The sequence below is a fragment of the Nostoc sp. genome (genome assembly GCF_054880495.1).
This window is the reverse complement of the sequence record NZ_JBTYKD010000030.1, coordinates 47497-61955: the sequence shown is the minus strand read 5'-3', so window position 1 is coordinate 61955 and position 14459 is coordinate 47497. Positions and strand designations below refer to the sequence as shown.

Genomic DNA, 14459 nt, shown 5'->3' with positions numbered 1-14459 from the left:
TCTAAAGGATTGTTCCGGAAAGAGTCAGGATAAGTCGTGATTTTTGAAGCCAGTTTTAAGTAATTTGGGAGAGCGATTTAGATGCGTTTACCCTGCTTTTACTTCATCCCCGGATGCCTCAGCCACAGCCGCCAATCTATCTGCCGCAGCTTGCACAATTTGAGCCACTTGTGCCAGAGGCATGTGCTGGATTTGTCTCAGAATCAGACTCAAATCTGAGGTTTCTGGAATTGGCTTGCCATCTATGCAGCTAATTAACTCTTCCATTGTGTAGCCTGCTTTCGATGCGATTTGAGCCAAATTTTCAGTATCTGGCACTTTCACACCTTTTTCCCACATCTGAACGGCAGTAGCAGAAACTCCCAAAAGCTTACCAAACCCTCGCTGACTCATTGAACCGCGAGCTAGTTTAATAATTTCAATCAGTTTTTCTTTGCTTTCGATGTTCACTGCTTGTATAGCTAGCCAACTGTATTTACAAGTTTACTTCCAATATTACAAGTTTACTTTTATATTGACAGCCTTGTGTTTTAGTACTAAACTATATCTCTAGTTGTAAATTGGCAACTACAGGCATCAAGCTAGTAGACGAACCCATCTATCTTTAATCAATCCAAAAAACTTAGTTTGCTACGGCAGTTGAGCTAGTAGCTAAACTTTGCTGCGAAGAAATAATATCGAAGGTGCATCATGTTTCGCAAGCCACGCAAAATTAATCAATATCGCCGCAAAGGTAAAAATCTTATAGCCACTAATAAAATTAAACCAGAACAGTGGAACATTTCTGAGGCAGAAACCAAAGAAGCATTAAAAGTTAAAGGCTACGATGTTAAACAAATCAAAAAAATCCACCGTCTGAAGCATCAAGTGTGTATTTCCTACTGGGATGCAAAAGGCAATGTGTGCAGCAGCTTTTTTAGCTATCGGATTTTTGCGCGTTGGCAAAAGGAAGTAGAAAAGCTAATTTATACCTGTCAAACCCTAAAGGAATGGGCGAAGCTAAATTACTTTATGAAGTACGAATTTGCCTATTACCATTATCCCAGTGAAATAGAAGATGCACTCGACCTGATATTAGAAAACCACCTGTCTGTCTTAAAAGCAACAGTACAACAAGTAGTTTTACAGAGTTTTTAACCGCAAAAATTAGTTAGCGGCAGAAGTCGCTAACTCCGCAAGACGTTCTTGCTGGTCTAGAGATATACAAGATTGGATAAGCGTCTCTAAATCACCTTCCAAAACAGGGTTAAGGGAATAATTCTGACCTAAGCGATGATCGGTAGCGCGGTTATCTTTATAATTATAGGTGCGAATTTTTTCCGATCGCGATCCTGTACCAACTTGCGATCGCCGCATGGAAGTTACAGCCTCTTGTTGTTCGCGTAACTTCATCTCATACAACTTCGCCCGCAGAATTTGCATCGCCCGTTCTTTGTTTTGCAACTGGCTGCGTTCTTCTGTACAGAAAATCCGAATTCCTGTCGGTTTGTGCATCAAGTCGGCGGCTGTTTCCACCTTATTGACGTTTTGACCACCAGCACCACCAGAACGAGCTGTGGTCATTTCAATATCTTTCGGGTCAATGTGAATTTCCACATCATCCACCTCTGGCATAATCGCCACGGTCGCTGTGGAAGTATGAATCCTTCCCCCAGCTTCGGTTGCTGGTACACGTTGCACACGATGCACTCCAGCTTCAAACTTTAACTGACTATAAACGTCATCACCTTTAATTTCGAGAACGATCTCTTTCCAGCCGCCCATTTCTCCTAGAGATTGGCTCACTAGAGAAACTTTCCAACCTTGAGTCTGGGCATAGCGGGTGTACATTCGCATCAAATCGCCAGCCCAAATACTTGCTTCATCGCCACCAGTGCCAGCGCGAATTTCCAACATGATATTCTTTTCATCATTGGGGTCGCGTGGTAGCAGCAAGACTTTCAAGCGAGTCTCTAAATATTCTATTTTTTCCTCAAGTTCCTTGACTTCTAGTGCTGCCATTTCTTGCAACTCTGGGTCACTCGCAGATTCTTTGTAAACCTGACGCGCTCCAATCAAGTCTTCTTGGGCTGTTTTCCAAATTTCATAGGTATTAACTACCTCTTCCAAAGAAGAACGAGACTTAGCAATTTCTTGATATTCATCAGGGTTGCTAGCGGTATCGGGGTCGCCAAGACGCCGTGTTAATTCATTAAAGGTTTGTTCAACGGATTTTAGTTTGTCCAGTAAGTATGATTCAGCCATGACCAGTGCGATCGCTCCTTAAAAAAATAACAAATTGGCTCGAGCATATAAATGAAAATCGACCCAGCTGATGCAGGGCCGTCGTTAACAGCAGAGCCAACTCGCTACTTTTTGTTTTCTTCGTCGCCAGATGTTTGAGTACTGCTCATACCGTACTTGCGGAGGAAGCGCTCTACTCGACCCTCAGTGTCAATAATCTTCTGAGTGCCGGTGTAAAATGGGTGATTTCCAGACCAAACATCTACGTGCAATTCTGGCTTAGTAGAGCCAATGGTCATAACAACTTGACCGTTGCAGTAAACTTTAGCGTCTGGATACCACTTGGGGTGAATATCAGATTTAGCCATTGTTCTTTTGTGATGAATCTATAATAAATTATAACTTTCAGCGTTCAATTGGGGCTAGGGAGTCGGGAGCAGGGGAAGAATAACTATTGGTTATTGATTAATCCTCAATGCCCAATGCCCCATGCCCCATGCCTAATGCCCTAACGCTTAGAATACTGAGGTGCTTTCCGGGCTTTATGTAAACCATATTTTTTCCGCTCTTTTGCTCTCGGATCACGAGTCAGATAACCTTCGGTTTTCAAAGGTGGGCGGTTGTCTGGGTCTAGTTGGCACAAAGCACGAGCAACTCCCAAACGAACAGAATCAGCCTGTCCGGTTAAGCCACCGCCTTCTGCTTTCACCAAAATGTCATATTCGTTTTCTAGTCCCAGAGTTTCCAAGGGTGCTTTGATCACTCCCAGGTAGTTGGGGTTAAATTGGAAATACAAATTTCCATCTTTACCGTTTACAGTCAGTTGACCAGTGCCTGGAACCAAGCGTACCCTTGCTACTGCGTTCTTACGACGACCAGTACCCCAGTATACGGCGCGACCGCTATTGGCATCTGCTACTACCATTAATTTTCTTCTCCAGGAATTGTACTAATTTGTAGTTCTTTCGGTTGTTGAGCATCGTGGGGATGCGTGGGACCAGCGTAGACTTTCAGCTTGGTGAACAACTGCTTGCCCAGGCTATTTTTAGGTAGCATACCTTTAACAGCCTGTTCTAAAATCCGCTCTGGTATGCGCTGTTGCAATTTAGCGAAAGTTTCCGTTTTCATCCCACCGGGACGACCAGAATGGCGACGGTAAAGCTTTTGAGTGCGCTTTTTGCCAGTGACTGCGACTTTCTCGGCATTGATGACGATTACGAAGTCACCTGTATCTAGGTGGGGTGTATATTCCGGTTTCTTTTTGCCTCTCAAAATCTGGGCGATTTCGCTGGCGAGGCGACCGAGGCGTTGATCAGTGGCATCTACTATGTACCACTCATGCTCAAGGGATGCTTGAGAAGGAAGGTATGTTTTACTCGTTGTCATTTTTCATTTGTCCTTTGTCATTTTTGAGCCAGTGCGGTCTTGGCGGTTTCCCCCATGAGCAACTGGCGAACCCGGAGGGTAATTTGTCATTAGTCATTAGTCATTTGTCATTTGTCGTTACTAATGACCAATGACTAATGACTCTTGACTAGTGACGAACTTTGGCAAGGTGTCGTACCAAATCTCTTTGGGAAAAGGAAAATCTGGATAGCCGACTCGCAACAAGCACAAACCTTGGGGCGGTGCGGCGTATTTTACTTCTTCCCGACGTTGTTCTTTCCAGAGTTCGGTGAAGCTAGAAAGTGTCCGTTGTCCAGAACCTACTTGTACCAGCATTCCTACCAATAGCCGTACCATGCCATACAAAAATCCATCTGCCTGTATTTCAATATGGATAAATGGCCCACTGCGACGACACTCTGCTGCTTGCACCTCTACCCAGGAATGCGATCGCTTCGAGCCTGCACGGTGAAAAGCAGCTAAGTGATGCTTTCCCAAGAGAGGTTTCAGGGCAGCTTGAATTAAAGATTCATCCAGGGGTGCATAATAATAATGCCAACTGAAGGGTCTTACAAACAAGTTAAGCCGATCTTCAGTATATATTGTGTAGCGATACCGTCGATAGGCTGCACTAAAGCGGGCGTGCCAACGGTTATCTACACTAGCTGAAGCCCTGATTAATATATCTGACGGCAGATAGCTGTTGAGGATTGTTGCCCACTTGTGAGGCGGAATTAAACCTGTTGTTTCAAAATGGGCCACTTGAGCAGCAGCGTGAACTCCAGAATCAGTTCGCCCGGCACCGTGTAATGTTACATGATGCCCAAGAATAGTAGCGATCGCTGTTTCGATTTCTTCTTGGACTGTCCGGTGTTTTTTTTGCCGTTGCCAGCCATGAAAATGAGTGCCCAGGTATTGGATAACCAGGGCTACTCGATGAGTTTGTGTAGGCTGGTGGCTTTCTAACATACAGATTTTGTCCTTTGTCTTTTGTCATTTGTCACTTGTCCTTTGTCAGTTGTCCTTTGTTATTCACTAATGACCAATGACTAATGACCAATGACTAATGACCAATGACTTAAACCAATTCAATTATGGCCATTTTGGCATTATCACCCCGACGCGGTACGGTACGCAGAATGCGGGTATAACCGCCCTGGCGATCGCCATATCGAGTCGGAGCTTGCTCAAACAGAGCGTGAACCAGTTGTTTGTCGAAGATATAGCCAAGGGCTTCGCGGCGTGCTGACAAGGAGCCATTTTTGGCTAGGGTAATCATTTTTTCCACTTCACTTCGCAGAACTTTCGCTCTAATTAAAGTGGTGGTGATTTTACCATGACGGATCAGCTCGGTGGCGAGCGATCGCAGTAAAGCACGGCGTTGATCGGCTGGTTTACTGAGTTTTTTGACGCGACAACGGTGACGCATAATTATGCACTATGAATTATGAACGGTTTTTCTTAAGGGTGTTTAGAGCCTCTTTCCATTGGCAGGGTGATGCCCAAGCGTCGCTGCAAAGCTTCCACAACTTCTTCTGCTGACTTCTGCCCAAAGTTCTTAATTTCTAAGAGGTCTTCTTGGGTATAATCCAACAAATCTGCCACAGAGTTAACTTGTGCCCGTTTGAGACAGTTATATGCCCGTACAGAAAGTTGCAACTCTTCGATGGGTATCTGGGCAGTTGGGTCGTCTGGAATGTCCGAACCTGTATCTGTTGGTTCTAAGGAGATGTCTTTCAACGGGTTGAATAAATCTACCAAGATCGCAGCGGCCGAAGATAGTGCTTCTTGAGGGGAAATACTGCCATTTGTCCAAACTTCCAACAGTAGTCGGTCTTTTGGAATCAAGTCTTCCCCACGAGATTCTTCAACACTGTAGTTGACTTTTCGCACCGGCATAAATATTGAGTCGATTTGGAGAAAATCCAACGATGTGGCTTCCTCACGTCCTCGCTCGACGGTGCGATAGCCTTTGCCTTTCTCGATCCGAAATTCCATTTCCAGCTTTCCACCCTCAGCGATGGTGGCTACATACTGGGTCGGATCGATCACTTCTACTTCACTGGGCAAATCAAAATGCGCCGCAGTGATTGTTGTTGGACCACTAACGAGTAATCTACCAATCTGGGGCTGCGAAGAATAGTTTTTCAGGATAACTTCCTTCATTTTCATGAGGATTTCCAGCACATCTTCCCGCACGCCCGGAACTGTGGCGAACTCATGTGAAACGCCTGCAATCCGCACTGCTGTAACTGCTGTACCTTCTAGATTAGACAGTAAAACCCGCCGCAGTGCGTTGCCAACAGTTGTTCCTTGACCGCGATCTAGAGGTTCCAGAACAAATTTACTGTAATGGTTCCGACTTTCTTCGGTATTCGACTCTACACATTCAATTTGAAACTGCGCCACGGATGAGCCTCCCTTTTTCTAAGGTGCTGCTAGCAGACAAATCAATTGCCTCCCGAATTGATTGCAAATTTTCGATTTTGGATTGTGGATTTTAGATAGTGCTTCTTTGGTCTATGCTCCGCCTCTTGTAGGCGGAACAAATCTTAAATCATCAACTTAAAACCTACGAAGCCCTGCACCCTTATAGTCGGGATCAATCTAAAATCGCAAATCTAAAATCCAAAATTGATTAATAATATTTTGGATAGCCGGAAGTTTAACAGCTTTCCCAGAGGGAAAATCTGACACGCTTCTGCTCGCCCAAGCTTTCACCCAATGACACTTTGCACGTTAGACGCCCAAGGGGTCATTGCTGGTTGTAACTTTTCGTCCTCACTGCCCAAGTCTTGGTGTTTAAACTCGACGGCGCTTGGGTGGACGACAACCATTGTGAGGAATCGGAGTAATATCCCGAATCAGTGTAATTTCCAGTCCTGCTCCTTGAAGTGCCCGGATAGCGGTTTCTCTACCTGCTCCTGGACCACTGACCATTACCTCAATTTGGCGCATTCCTTGATCAATAGCTCGACGGGCTGCACTTTCAGCAGCAGTTTGCGCTGCAAAGGGAGTTCCCTTTTTTGCTCCCTTAAAACCGCTAGAACCAGCACTAGCCCAGGAGATGACATCTCCATTTTGATCGGTAATGGTGACAATGCTATTGTTGAAAGTAGACTGGATGTAGGCCATCCCGCTGGGTACATTCCGTTTCTGCTTCTTGCTCCCGGATTTTTTAGTTGGTTGTCTCGCCATACTTGTTTAGTTGATTTAAGGTAAAACTTGCTCGGATTAGCAAGCGTTGCAAAATTATTTCCCTGGAGCCTTCTTCTTCCCAGCCACTGTCTGCCTTCTCCCTCGACGGGTTCTGGCATTTGTGCGAGTTCTTTGGCCTCTGACTGGTAAGCCCATACGATGACGACGCCCTCTGTAGGTACCAATGTCAACTAAGCGCTTGATGTTCAAAGACTCCAAGCGCCGCAAGTCGCCTTCAACTTGATAGTTGCTTTCTATTTGCCCTCGCAGGGCTGTCACATCGGCATCACTTAAGTCCTTAACGCGGGTGTCTGGGTTCACACCAGTAGCCGCTATAATTTCTTGAGAGCGTGATAACCCAATTCCGTAGATGTAAGTCAGACCGATCTCTACGCGCTTATCGCGTGGAAGGTCTACTCCGGCAATACGTGCCACAATGAACTCTCCCTATTGTTCTCGCAATTACTGTTGGTTGGAAAAACGTGATTAATCGCGTCTTTTCGTTTTAATGATCACATACGTGTTACAACTTGCTCTGTTGGTAAGAGCGTTATCCTTGACGTTGCTTGTGCTTAGGGTTCACGCAGATCACCATGACGCGACCACGACGTTTGATCACGTTGCACTTTTCACAGATTTTCTTGACTGAGGCTCTAACTTTCATGCCTTTTATTTTTTGACTCCAAATATAAAATTATAGCATTTCTAGGGAAATTAATCAACTTAATTGACTAGGAAACAGTCAAAAAGATGTTTTTATGGTAAAATTCTCTACATATAGTTACTTCTTACGCAAGCGATAGGTAATTCTGCCTTTTGTCAAGTCGTAAGGAGTTAACTCCACCTTGACGCGATCGCCGGGCAAAATCTTGATATAATTTCGGCGAATCTTACCGGAAATGTGTGCCAGCACGTTAAAGCCATTATCCAAGTCAACGCGAAACATCGCATTAGGCAAGGACTCTGTAACCGTGCCTTCCATTTCAATCAAATCTTGTTTAGACAATTTGTTTTTTCCTCAACTCAACAATCTCCTGTTCAGTTGCAGCACTTCATCTGCAAAGAAACACATTTTAAGAAAAATATCAACAGTTTATTAATATATCTTAGCTAAAATTGATCTTTTTCTTGCGAGGGCCATGGGGCATGGGGCACTTGTACTGATTTGTACTGAGCGGCGTGGCGTCGTTGGCGCAGCCTCTCGTAGAGAAGTATTGCGCATTGTGAAAAAACTAAACTTACTCTAGCTCCTCCCCTACTTCCCACTTCCCTTTCACGAAGCGATTACCTTTTGGAGTTCACCAGTGACATCTTCTTGGGACTGATTGCCATTTACTGTTAAAAGTTTTTGGCGATCGCCGTAATAATCAATTAAAGGTGCAGTTTCAGCGCGGTACACTTCTAACCGACGACGAATTACCTCTTCGGCATCATCTTTTCGTCCTCTAGCTAGCAAACGTGCGATCACAACTTCATCAGGTGCATCTAGATTGACTACCTTTTCGCCACTCTGATGTATTGTTTCCAGCAATTCTTCTAAAAAAGCCGCTTGCGTCACTTTGCGGGGAAAACCATCAAGAATCCAACCATTTTCTGCATCTGGTTGGCTGAGGCGCTCCTGTACCAAGTCCTGCACTAGCTGATCGGGTACTAACTCACCGCTATTTACATAGTTTTGAGCTTTGATTCCCAAAAGAGTTTGCTCTTTCATGGCTTGTCTTAATATTTCACCAGTAGAAATATGGGGAATATTCAAGTGTTCAGCCAAGGTTTGAGCTTGTGTTCCTTTACCAGCTCCAGGTGGTCCCAAGAAGATTAGTCGCGTCACTATTGTTTCACCATTCCTTCATAGCGCTGAGATATCACGTAAGTTTGGATTTGTCTTGCCGTATCAATCGCCACACCAACTAGAATTAACAAAGAGGTAGCACCCAGTCCCTTAAAAGTGGGTACTCCTAAAGCACTTTCTACACCGGTTGGGATAATCGCAACCAAGCCTAAAAACATCGCCCCCAAAAAGGTGAGTCGGTTCGACACGCGCTCGATGTACTCACTAGTCGCCTTACCCGGACGAATGCCAGGAATACTAGAACCCATTTTTTTCAAGTTCTGCGCCACATCTACCGGGTTGAGAATCAACGAAGAATAGAAGTAGCTGAAGAAAATGATCGAAATCATGTAGACCAAGGCATAAACCCAGGAACTAGAACCGCTTGGACTGAGATAAGTGTTAACTATATTCGCCAATTCGGTATTTTTAGTAAAATTCGCTATCAGCAGTGGCAAACTGAGGATGGCTGCGGCAAAAATAATTGGCATTACGCCGCCTTGATTTAGCCGCAAGGGTAAAAAGCTACGTTGCTCTGCCAAAACTCGACGACCGACTTGGCGACGAGCCGAAATAATCGGGATGCGGCGCATTCCTTCTTGCACAACCACAATCCCAACAATGGTTGCCAGGAAAACTAAGATCAATACGATCACCCGACCCACTGTTTCCCGACCGCCGACTTGCACCAAGTCGATAGTATCGCCTAAAGCTTTTGGTAATGAGGCGACAATGTTGACAAAAATCAACAATGATGCTCCATTTCCAATCCCACGTTCTGTAATTAGTTCTGATGCCCACATTACGAACATCGAACCAGCTGTCAGAGCGATCGCAGTTTCAGCTACGAAGATTGGTCCTGGGTTTAAGGCAAATTGCTGGAGGAATAATGCCGAGAAAGCTGTACTTTGAATAATTGCCCAACATACAGTTACATAGCGGGTAATTTGCGATATTTTTCGCCGACCCGCTTCGCCTTCATTTTTCTGTAAATTTTCTAAAGATGGAATCGCGGCGGTGAGCAATTGGATAATAATAGAGGCATTAATGAAGGGCAAAATCCCTAAAGCAAAAACGCCCAAAGTTGAAAGTCCGCGTCCTGAAAATATATCCAATAAACCGAATACGGAATTATTTCCCGATATGGCTTCATGAAACCGTTCTCGATTAATTCCTGGTATGGGCAAAAAGATGCCCAAGCGAACCAAAATTAAAATACCGACGGTGACAAGCAGCCTACCTCTAAGCCCGGCTGCTTGTGCCATCTGCATAAAAGTTTCTTGAGCCGTTGGGGCTTTATCTCGACTGATCATAGAGTGCTACCTTTATAGTGAACTCGGCGCTGACAGCGAGTTGGTTGCATTTAAGTGCGCTGTTCCGGCTCACTCATAAGACTTCACAACTCCCCCCAGCTGCCTCAATTTTGCTACGAGCTGTACCTGTGAAAGCTGCCGCTTGTACTTTGAGCGGAGTGCTCAATTCCCCGTTACCTAAAATTTTCAATGGACCCTTGACAGCAGTCAGAATACCTGCGGCTTTCAAGGAAATCAAAGTTACTTCCGTATTAGCGGGAAGGGAGGCTAGCTTCTCTACATTAATCGTAGTGTAAATCTTCTGATTCACAATCGGAAAGCCCTTCAGCTTAGGCAAGCGGCGGTACAATGGCTGTTGACCACCTTCAAAACCTGGTCGGGTACCACTACCAGAGCGAGCTTTTTGACCTCGCATACCTAGACCAGCACTAGCACCTTGACCGGCAGAAATACCTCTACCTACACGCTTCTTACGTTTCTTTGAGCCTTTTTGCGGCTTAATATCATGGAGTCTCATAAGTTATCAAGTTCTCATTTGTCGTTTGTGAGCCACTGCGGTCTTCTCCCAAAGGGAGAGGCTAGCGCCAAGGGGTCTCCCCAAGTGAAGCAGGTGGCGTCATTTGTCGTCTCTTACAAAGTTCCGCTCAGACTTTGGGCTTTGTCATTTGTCATTTGTCCTTTGTTATTCACTAATGACCAATGACCAATGACTAAATTAGATGTAGAGATTTTGAATAGGAATACCGCGATCTTCAGCGACCTCAGAAAGGGTACGCAGTGTAGATAAGGCATTGACTGCCGCTCTAGCATTATTGAGCGGATTGTTAGAGCCAAGTTGCTTGGCTAAGACGTTACGAACTCCTGCCAATTCCAACACAGTTCGTACAGCACCACCCGCAATTACCCCAGTACCAGGTGAGGCTGGACGCATAATCACCTTTGCACCGCCACCGACACCATCAATTGGATGGGGGATGGAGTTGGATTTGGTGATTGGGATATCAATCAGGTGTTTTTTGCCGTCGGCTACACCTTTTTTGACGGCGCCAATTACATCTGAGGCTTTGCCTACTCCGACACCAACTTGACCGCGTTCGTTACCGACGACCACGATCGCTCGGAAGCTAAGTTTTTTACCACCTTTGACCACTTTACTCACGCGTCGGATTTGAATAACCCGTTCTTGCCAAGTGGTTTCTTCTTTTTTGGCACGCTTTGTTCTACTTTTACGCTCTGTTGCCATAATTTATGCTCTGGTGAACGTCATTTGTCAGTTGTCATTTGTGAGCCAATGCGGTCTTGGGGGTTTCCCCCATGACTAACTTGCGTTAGCGAGGCACGAGCGTCACCCGGAGGGGCTTTTGTCATTTGTCTTTTGTCATTTGTCCAATAACTAATGACCAATGACTAATGACCAATGACTTTAGAAATCTAAACCAGCCTCGCGTGCTGCATCAGCTAGGGCTTTGACACGACCATGATATAAATTACCACCGCGATCAAAGACTACTTTGGTGATGCCTTTTTCTAGCGATCGCACTGCGATCAACTTACCAACTTGCACCGACGCATCGCGGTTTGCACATGACGCTAAACTAGATTTCAGCTCTGGTTCTACAGTCGATGCTGCCACGATAGTTTGATGCTGAGTATCATCAATTATCTGAGCATAAATATGCTCATTAGAACGAAATACCGCTAGGCGAGGACGTTCTGGGGAGCCAATAACTTTGCCACGAACACGTCGATGACGACGGTTTTTTGATTCTCTACGAGTAAGTTTCATTTCTACTTCTTACCACCCTTACCAGTCTTACCAGCTTTGCGTCTGACCACTTCACCGGCATAGCGAATGCCTTTACCTTTGTAAGGTTCTGGTGGACGAACGGCACGAATTTTTGCGGCTGTATTACCTACGATTTCTTTGTCATAGCCGCTCACAATGACATTAGTAGTACCTTCGACTGCAAACTGAATTCCATCTGGGGGAACAATTTGCACCTGATGGCTGTAACCCATATTTAAAACTAGGTTACGCCCTTGAAGTTGTGCCCTATAACCAACACCTTGAATTTCCAACCGACGTTGAAAACCTTGGGAAACTCCCTCGACCATGTTGGCAACTAAAGTCCGGCTCAAGCCGTGCAGCTGCTTTGAGGTACGAGTTTCATCCCGACGGGTTACGTGTAATATTTCTCCCTCTTGAGAGACTGAGACATTAGCTGTGAGAGTGCGAGAAAGTTCTCCTTTCGGCCCTTTCACCACAACATTCGCACCATCGATCGCCACTTGGACTTTGGCGGGAATAGTAATTGGACGTTTACCAATACGAGACATGACTTTTGTCCTTTGTTATTTGTCCTTTGTCCTTTGCCTTTTGTGTTTCACTAATGACAAATGACTAATGACCAATGACTACCAAACGTAACAAAGCACTTCCCCACCCAAGTTCTGACGCCGCGCTTCGCGGTCAGTCATAATTCCACTGGATGTAGAAATAATGGCAATGCCAATGCCGCCTAGTACCCTTGGTAATTCTTTTCTATTGGAGTAAACACGCAAGCCAGGCTTACTCACTCGCTTTAAGGCGGTGATCAGAGGCTGACGGTTTTTACCCTTGTATTTCAAGGAAATCACCAGGTTGTGTTTTACCCCTTCTTCTGCTTCTTCAATTTCAGCAATAAAGCCTTCCTCCCGTAGTACTTTGGCAATACTCCGGGTCATTTTTGTAGCTGGCACTTGTGTAGTTTGATGCCGCGCCAGGTTGGCATTGCGGATGCGCGTCAGCATATCTGCAATTGTGTCGTTAGCCGCCATCGTTCCCTCTATTGATGAACTTATTGATCGCGAAAGGGCATTCCTAATTCTTTAAGTAAGGCGCGACCCTCTTCGTCGTTTTTTGCTGTGGTGATGATGGAAATATCCATCCCACGCACTTGATCGATGCTGTCGTATTCGACTTCTGGAAAAATTAGCTGTTCTCTTACACCCAGAGTGTAGTTACCGCGTCCGTCAAAGCTTTTAGGGCTGACACCGCGAAAATCTCGAATTCTGGGCAGTGATAGGCTAACGAGTCTGTCAAAAAAGGCATACATCCGTTCGGCTCTGAGAGTAACCATGATCCCTACAGGCATACCCTGACGAATCTTAAAGCCAGCGATCGCCTTTTTCGCCCGTGTCACCACTGGCTTTTGACCTGTTACCACGGCAATTTCGTTAATGGATGCCTCTAGTGACTTCGCATTTTGAGCCGCTTCACCCAAACCTCGGTTAATCGTAACCTTTACCAACTTCGGCACTTGATGAACGTTGGTATATTGAAACTGATTGACCAGTTTGGGGACGATTGTCTCTTGATATAAGGTTTTTAGTCTTGTTGTCGCCATGGTTTTTTTGTCCTGATATCCCTGGGCTTGGTCAGGGAACCTTTAATTTTAGATTTTGGATTTTAGATTTTGGATTAAAATCTAAAATCTCAAGTTGGCTAATTCTTATTTATCCAGAATCTCGCCAGTTTTCTTGAGTTTCCTGACTTTTTTCCCTTCTGAGGTAAAGGTATAACAGACACGACTGGCAACGTTTTGCTTGGTGGAATAAAGCATCACGTTGGAGCTATGAATCGGGAATTCTTGGGTGACAATCCGCCCTGATTCCCCTTCTTGCTGGGGTTTTACGTGCTTGGTTTTAATATTGACACCTTTGACGATAACTTTACTCAGTTGGGGAAGTGCCTGAGTAATTTCGCCAACTTTTCCTTTGTCTTTGCCAGCAATCACTTGTACAGTGTCGCCAGTTTTGACGTGCATTTTGTGGAATACTTTGGGCGTACCTTGTTTGGTTGCCATTAAAGCACCTCCGGAGCCAGAGAAACAATTTTGGTAAAGTTTTTATCGCGCAGTTCCCGTGCAACTGGGCCAAAAACCCGTGTGCCTCTGGGATTACCGTCTTTGTTGATGATCACAGCAGCGTTATCATCAAAGCGAATGCTCATGCCACTGTCACGAGATACAGCTTTCCGAGTTCTGACAATTACGGCTTCCACGACATCAGACTTTTTTACAGCCATGTTGGGTGTAGCATCTTTGACAACGGCGATAATTTTATCGCCGATAAAACCATAACGGCGGTTGCCTCCACCTAAGATGCGGATGCACATTAGTTTACGGGCGCCGCTATTATCTGCGACATTCAGGTAAGTTTGGGGTTGAATCACAATTATTCTCCCTTGTAATGTTGTTAGTTTCTAACAACGATGAGGTTTAAGTAGGTTTGACGTTTAGGACTTCTGTGATTTTCCAGCGCTTGGTTTTACTCAGGGGTCTAGTTTCCTGAATGCGAACGCGATCGCCTACTTTACACTGATTTTCTTCGTCGTGAACTTTATATCGTTGAGTGTTAACTACAATCTTGCCGTACTTAGGGTGAGGAGCGCGGTTTTCTATGGCAACTACCACAGTTTTTTGCATTTTATCGCTCACTACCAAGCCAACTCGTTCTTTAACTGTCATAAT

The 14459-nt window shown here is 45.1% G+C and carries 24 protein-coding genes; 1 reads left to right on the top strand and 23 read right to left on the bottom strand.

Translation table 11 applies throughout. The features are described 5' to 3' along the window. Nucleotides 1–87: 87 nt before the first annotated feature. Nucleotides 88–450 carry a helix-turn-helix domain-containing protein gene (locus tag ACYTXL_RS03715; protein ID WP_461923532.1) on the bottom strand — a complete coding sequence of 121 codons (363 nt, stop codon included), beginning with the start codon at nucleotides 448–450 and terminating at the stop codon, nucleotides 88–90. A 240-nt stretch (nucleotides 451–690) separates the two neighbouring features. Between ACYTXL_RS03715 and ACYTXL_RS03710 the strand changes: the two genes are divergently transcribed. Further along, a complete protein-coding gene (locus tag ACYTXL_RS03710; RefSeq protein WP_461923531.1) occupies nucleotides 691–1137 on the top strand; it encodes a hypothetical protein in 447 nt (148 codons plus the stop codon). Between the two features lie 9 nt (nucleotides 1138–1146). On the opposite strand, the gene prfA is transcribed toward ACYTXL_RS03710, so the two are convergent. The 22 genes from prfA to rpsQ form a co-directional block, all read right to left on the bottom strand. Continuing rightward, the gene (gene prfA / locus ACYTXL_RS03705) at nucleotides 1147–2244 is read right to left on the bottom strand and encodes a peptide chain release factor 1 (RefSeq protein ID WP_461923530.1); all 1098 of its coding nucleotides are present in this window, start codon (nucleotides 2242–2244) and stop codon (nucleotides 1147–1149) included. 104 nt (nucleotides 2245–2348) lie between these two features. Further along, nucleotides 2349–2591: a 50S ribosomal protein L31 gene (gene rpmE, locus ACYTXL_RS03700; protein WP_292799343.1), complete on the bottom strand. Its 243-nt coding sequence runs from the start codon at nucleotides 2589–2591 to the stop codon at nucleotides 2349–2351. Nucleotides 2592–2731: 140 nt separating this feature from the next. Continuing rightward, nucleotides 2732–3148, bottom strand: a complete 417-nt coding sequence (gene rpsI, locus ACYTXL_RS03695) for a 30S ribosomal protein S9 (protein WP_012410698.1) — start codon at nucleotides 3146–3148, stop codon at nucleotides 2732–2734. Further along, nucleotides 3148–3609 carry a 50S ribosomal protein L13 gene (gene rplM, locus ACYTXL_RS03690; RefSeq protein WP_292799340.1) on the bottom strand — a complete coding sequence of 154 codons (462 nt, stop codon included), beginning with the start codon at nucleotides 3607–3609 and terminating at the stop codon, nucleotides 3148–3150. The genes rpsI and rplM overlap by 1 nt, the downstream gene beginning before the upstream one ends. 120 nt (nucleotides 3610–3729) lie before the next feature. Continuing rightward, complete coding sequence (truA, locus tag ACYTXL_RS03685) at nucleotides 3730–4578, bottom strand: tRNA pseudouridine(38-40) synthase TruA (protein ID WP_461923529.1); 849 nt, start codon at nucleotides 4576–4578, stop codon at nucleotides 3730–3732. A gap of 109 nt (nucleotides 4579–4687) precedes the next feature. Further along, nucleotides 4688–5038, bottom strand: a complete 351-nt coding sequence (gene rplQ, locus ACYTXL_RS03680; protein WP_094349105.1) for a 50S ribosomal protein L17 — start codon at nucleotides 5036–5038, stop codon at nucleotides 4688–4690. A 32-nt stretch (nucleotides 5039–5070) separates the two neighbouring features. Continuing rightward, nucleotides 5071–6018 (bottom strand): DNA-directed RNA polymerase subunit alpha, encoded by a 948-nt coding sequence (locus ACYTXL_RS03675; protein WP_334905198.1) that lies wholly within the window; start codon nucleotides 6016–6018, stop codon nucleotides 5071–5073. 393 nt (nucleotides 6019–6411) lie between these two features. Further along, a complete protein-coding gene (gene rpsK, locus ACYTXL_RS03670; protein WP_012410703.1) occupies nucleotides 6412–6807 on the bottom strand; it encodes a 30S ribosomal protein S11 in 396 nt (131 codons plus the stop codon). Nucleotides 6808–6861: 54 nt separating this feature from the next. Then, nucleotides 6862–7242 (bottom strand): 30S ribosomal protein S13, encoded by a 381-nt coding sequence (rpsM, locus tag ACYTXL_RS03665; RefSeq protein WP_461923528.1) that lies wholly within the window; start codon nucleotides 7240–7242, stop codon nucleotides 6862–6864. A 115-nt stretch (nucleotides 7243–7357) separates the two neighbouring features. Next, the gene (gene rpmJ / locus ACYTXL_RS03660; protein WP_015129703.1) at nucleotides 7358–7471 is read right to left on the bottom strand and encodes a 50S ribosomal protein L36; all 114 of its coding nucleotides are present in this window, start codon (nucleotides 7469–7471) and stop codon (nucleotides 7358–7360) included. A 117-nt stretch (nucleotides 7472–7588) separates the two neighbouring features. After that, complete coding sequence (gene infA, locus ACYTXL_RS03655) at nucleotides 7589–7813, bottom strand: translation initiation factor IF-1 (protein WP_006276978.1); 225 nt, start codon at nucleotides 7811–7813, stop codon at nucleotides 7589–7591. Between the two features lie 267 nt (nucleotides 7814–8080). Beyond that, nucleotides 8081–8635: an adenylate kinase gene (locus ACYTXL_RS03650; protein WP_292799331.1), complete on the bottom strand. Its 555-nt coding sequence runs from the start codon at nucleotides 8633–8635 to the stop codon at nucleotides 8081–8083. After that, nucleotides 8635–9948 carry a preprotein translocase subunit SecY gene (secY, locus tag ACYTXL_RS03645; protein ID WP_292799328.1) on the bottom strand — a complete coding sequence of 438 codons (1314 nt, stop codon included), beginning with the start codon at nucleotides 9946–9948 and terminating at the stop codon, nucleotides 8635–8637. Before secY ends, ACYTXL_RS03650 begins: the two co-directional genes overlap by 1 nt. Before the next feature lie 73 nt (nucleotides 9949–10021). Further along, nucleotides 10022–10465 (bottom strand): 50S ribosomal protein L15, encoded by a 444-nt coding sequence (gene rplO / locus ACYTXL_RS03640; RefSeq protein ID WP_292799326.1) that lies wholly within the window; start codon nucleotides 10463–10465, stop codon nucleotides 10022–10024. 198 nt (nucleotides 10466–10663) lie between these two features. Further along, complete coding sequence (gene rpsE / locus ACYTXL_RS03635) at nucleotides 10664–11191, bottom strand: 30S ribosomal protein S5 (RefSeq protein WP_094328453.1); 528 nt, start codon at nucleotides 11189–11191, stop codon at nucleotides 10664–10666. A gap of 180 nt (nucleotides 11192–11371) precedes the next feature. Beyond that, on the bottom strand, nucleotides 11372–11734 hold the full coding sequence (rplR, locus tag ACYTXL_RS03630; protein WP_099101131.1) for a 50S ribosomal protein L18: 363 nt from the start codon (nucleotides 11732–11734) through the stop codon (nucleotides 11372–11374). A gap of 2 nt (nucleotides 11735–11736) precedes the next feature. Continuing rightward, the gene (rplF, locus tag ACYTXL_RS03625) at nucleotides 11737–12285 is read right to left on the bottom strand and encodes a 50S ribosomal protein L6 (RefSeq protein ID WP_292759691.1); all 549 of its coding nucleotides are present in this window, start codon (nucleotides 12283–12285) and stop codon (nucleotides 11737–11739) included. Nucleotides 12286–12363: 78 nt separating this feature from the next. Then, nucleotides 12364–12765: a 30S ribosomal protein S8 gene (gene rpsH, locus ACYTXL_RS03620; protein ID WP_012410712.1), complete on the bottom strand. Its 402-nt coding sequence runs from the start codon at nucleotides 12763–12765 to the stop codon at nucleotides 12364–12366. 20 nt (nucleotides 12766–12785) lie between these two features. Next, nucleotides 12786–13334, bottom strand: a complete 549-nt coding sequence (gene rplE, locus ACYTXL_RS03615; protein WP_292799320.1) for a 50S ribosomal protein L5 — start codon at nucleotides 13332–13334, stop codon at nucleotides 12786–12788. A gap of 105 nt (nucleotides 13335–13439) precedes the next feature. Then, nucleotides 13440–13793 carry a 50S ribosomal protein L24 gene (gene rplX / locus ACYTXL_RS03610; RefSeq protein WP_292799317.1) on the bottom strand — a complete coding sequence of 118 codons (354 nt, stop codon included), beginning with the start codon at nucleotides 13791–13793 and terminating at the stop codon, nucleotides 13440–13442. After that, nucleotides 13793–14161, bottom strand: coding sequence for a 50S ribosomal protein L14 (gene rplN / locus ACYTXL_RS03605; protein ID WP_069070772.1), 369 nt, complete (start codon nucleotides 14159–14161; stop codon nucleotides 13793–13795). Before rplN ends, rplX begins: the two co-directional genes overlap by 1 nt. A gap of 46 nt (nucleotides 14162–14207) precedes the next feature. Further along, entirely contained in the window at nucleotides 14208–14456 is a 249-nt protein-coding gene (gene rpsQ / locus ACYTXL_RS03600) for a 30S ribosomal protein S17 (protein ID WP_292799315.1), read from the bottom strand. Nucleotides 14457–14459 lie beyond the last annotated feature (3 nt).

Coding starts and splice junctions, on each gene's coding strand:
- ACYTXL_RS03710 (WP_461923531.1), top strand. CDS start 691: ATGTTTCGCAAGCCACGCAAAATTAATCAATATCGCCGCAAAGGTAAA.
- prfA (WP_461923530.1), bottom strand. CDS start 2,244: ATGGCTGAATCATACTTACTGGACAAACTAAAATCCGTTGAACAAACC.
- rpmE (WP_292799343.1), bottom strand. CDS start 2,591: ATGGCTAAATCTGATATTCACCCCAAGTGGTATCCAGACGCTAAAGTT.
- rpsI (WP_012410698.1), bottom strand. CDS start 3,148: ATGGTAGTAGCAGATGCCAATAGCGGTCGCGCCGTATACTGGGGTACT.
- rplM (WP_292799340.1), bottom strand. CDS start 3,609: ATGACAACGAGTAAAACATACCTTCCTTCTCAAGCATCCCTTGAGCAT.
- truA (WP_461923529.1), bottom strand. CDS start 4,578: ATGTTAGAAAGCCACCAGCCTACACAAACTCATCGAGTAGCCCTGGTT.
- rplQ (WP_094349105.1), bottom strand. CDS start 5,038: ATGCGTCACCGTTGTCGCGTCAAAAAACTCAGTAAACCAGCCGATCAA.
- rpsK (WP_012410703.1), bottom strand. CDS start 6,807: ATGGCGAGACAACCAACTAAAAAATCCGGGAGCAAGAAGCAGAAACGG.
- rpmJ (WP_015129703.1), bottom strand. CDS start 7,471: ATGAAAGTTAGAGCCTCAGTCAAGAAAATCTGTGAAAAGTGCAACGTG.
- secY (WP_292799328.1), bottom strand. CDS start 9,948: ATGATCAGTCGAGATAAAGCCCCAACGGCTCAAGAAACTTTTATGCAG.
- rplO (WP_292799326.1), bottom strand. CDS start 10,465: ATGAGACTCCATGATATTAAGCCGCAAAAAGGCTCAAAGAAACGTAAG.
- rpsE (WP_094328453.1), bottom strand. CDS start 11,191: ATGGCAACAGAGCGTAAAAGTAGAACAAAGCGTGCCAAAAAAGAAGAA.
- rplR (WP_099101131.1), bottom strand. CDS start 11,734: ATGAAACTTACTCGTAGAGAATCAAAAAACCGTCGTCATCGACGTGTT.
- rplF (WP_292759691.1), bottom strand. CDS start 12,285: ATGTCTCGTATTGGTAAACGTCCAATTACTATTCCCGCCAAAGTCCAA.
- rpsH (WP_012410712.1), bottom strand. CDS start 12,765: ATGGCGGCTAACGACACAATTGCAGATATGCTGACGCGCATCCGCAAT.
- rplE (WP_292799320.1), bottom strand. CDS start 13,334: ATGGCGACAACAAGACTAAAAACCTTATATCAAGAGACAATCGTCCCC.
- rplX (WP_292799317.1), bottom strand. CDS start 13,793: ATGGCAACCAAACAAGGTACGCCCAAAGTATTCCACAAAATGCACGTC.
- rpsQ (WP_292799315.1), bottom strand. CDS start 14,456: ATGACAGTTAAAGAACGAGTTGGCTTGGTAGTGAGCGATAAAATGCAA.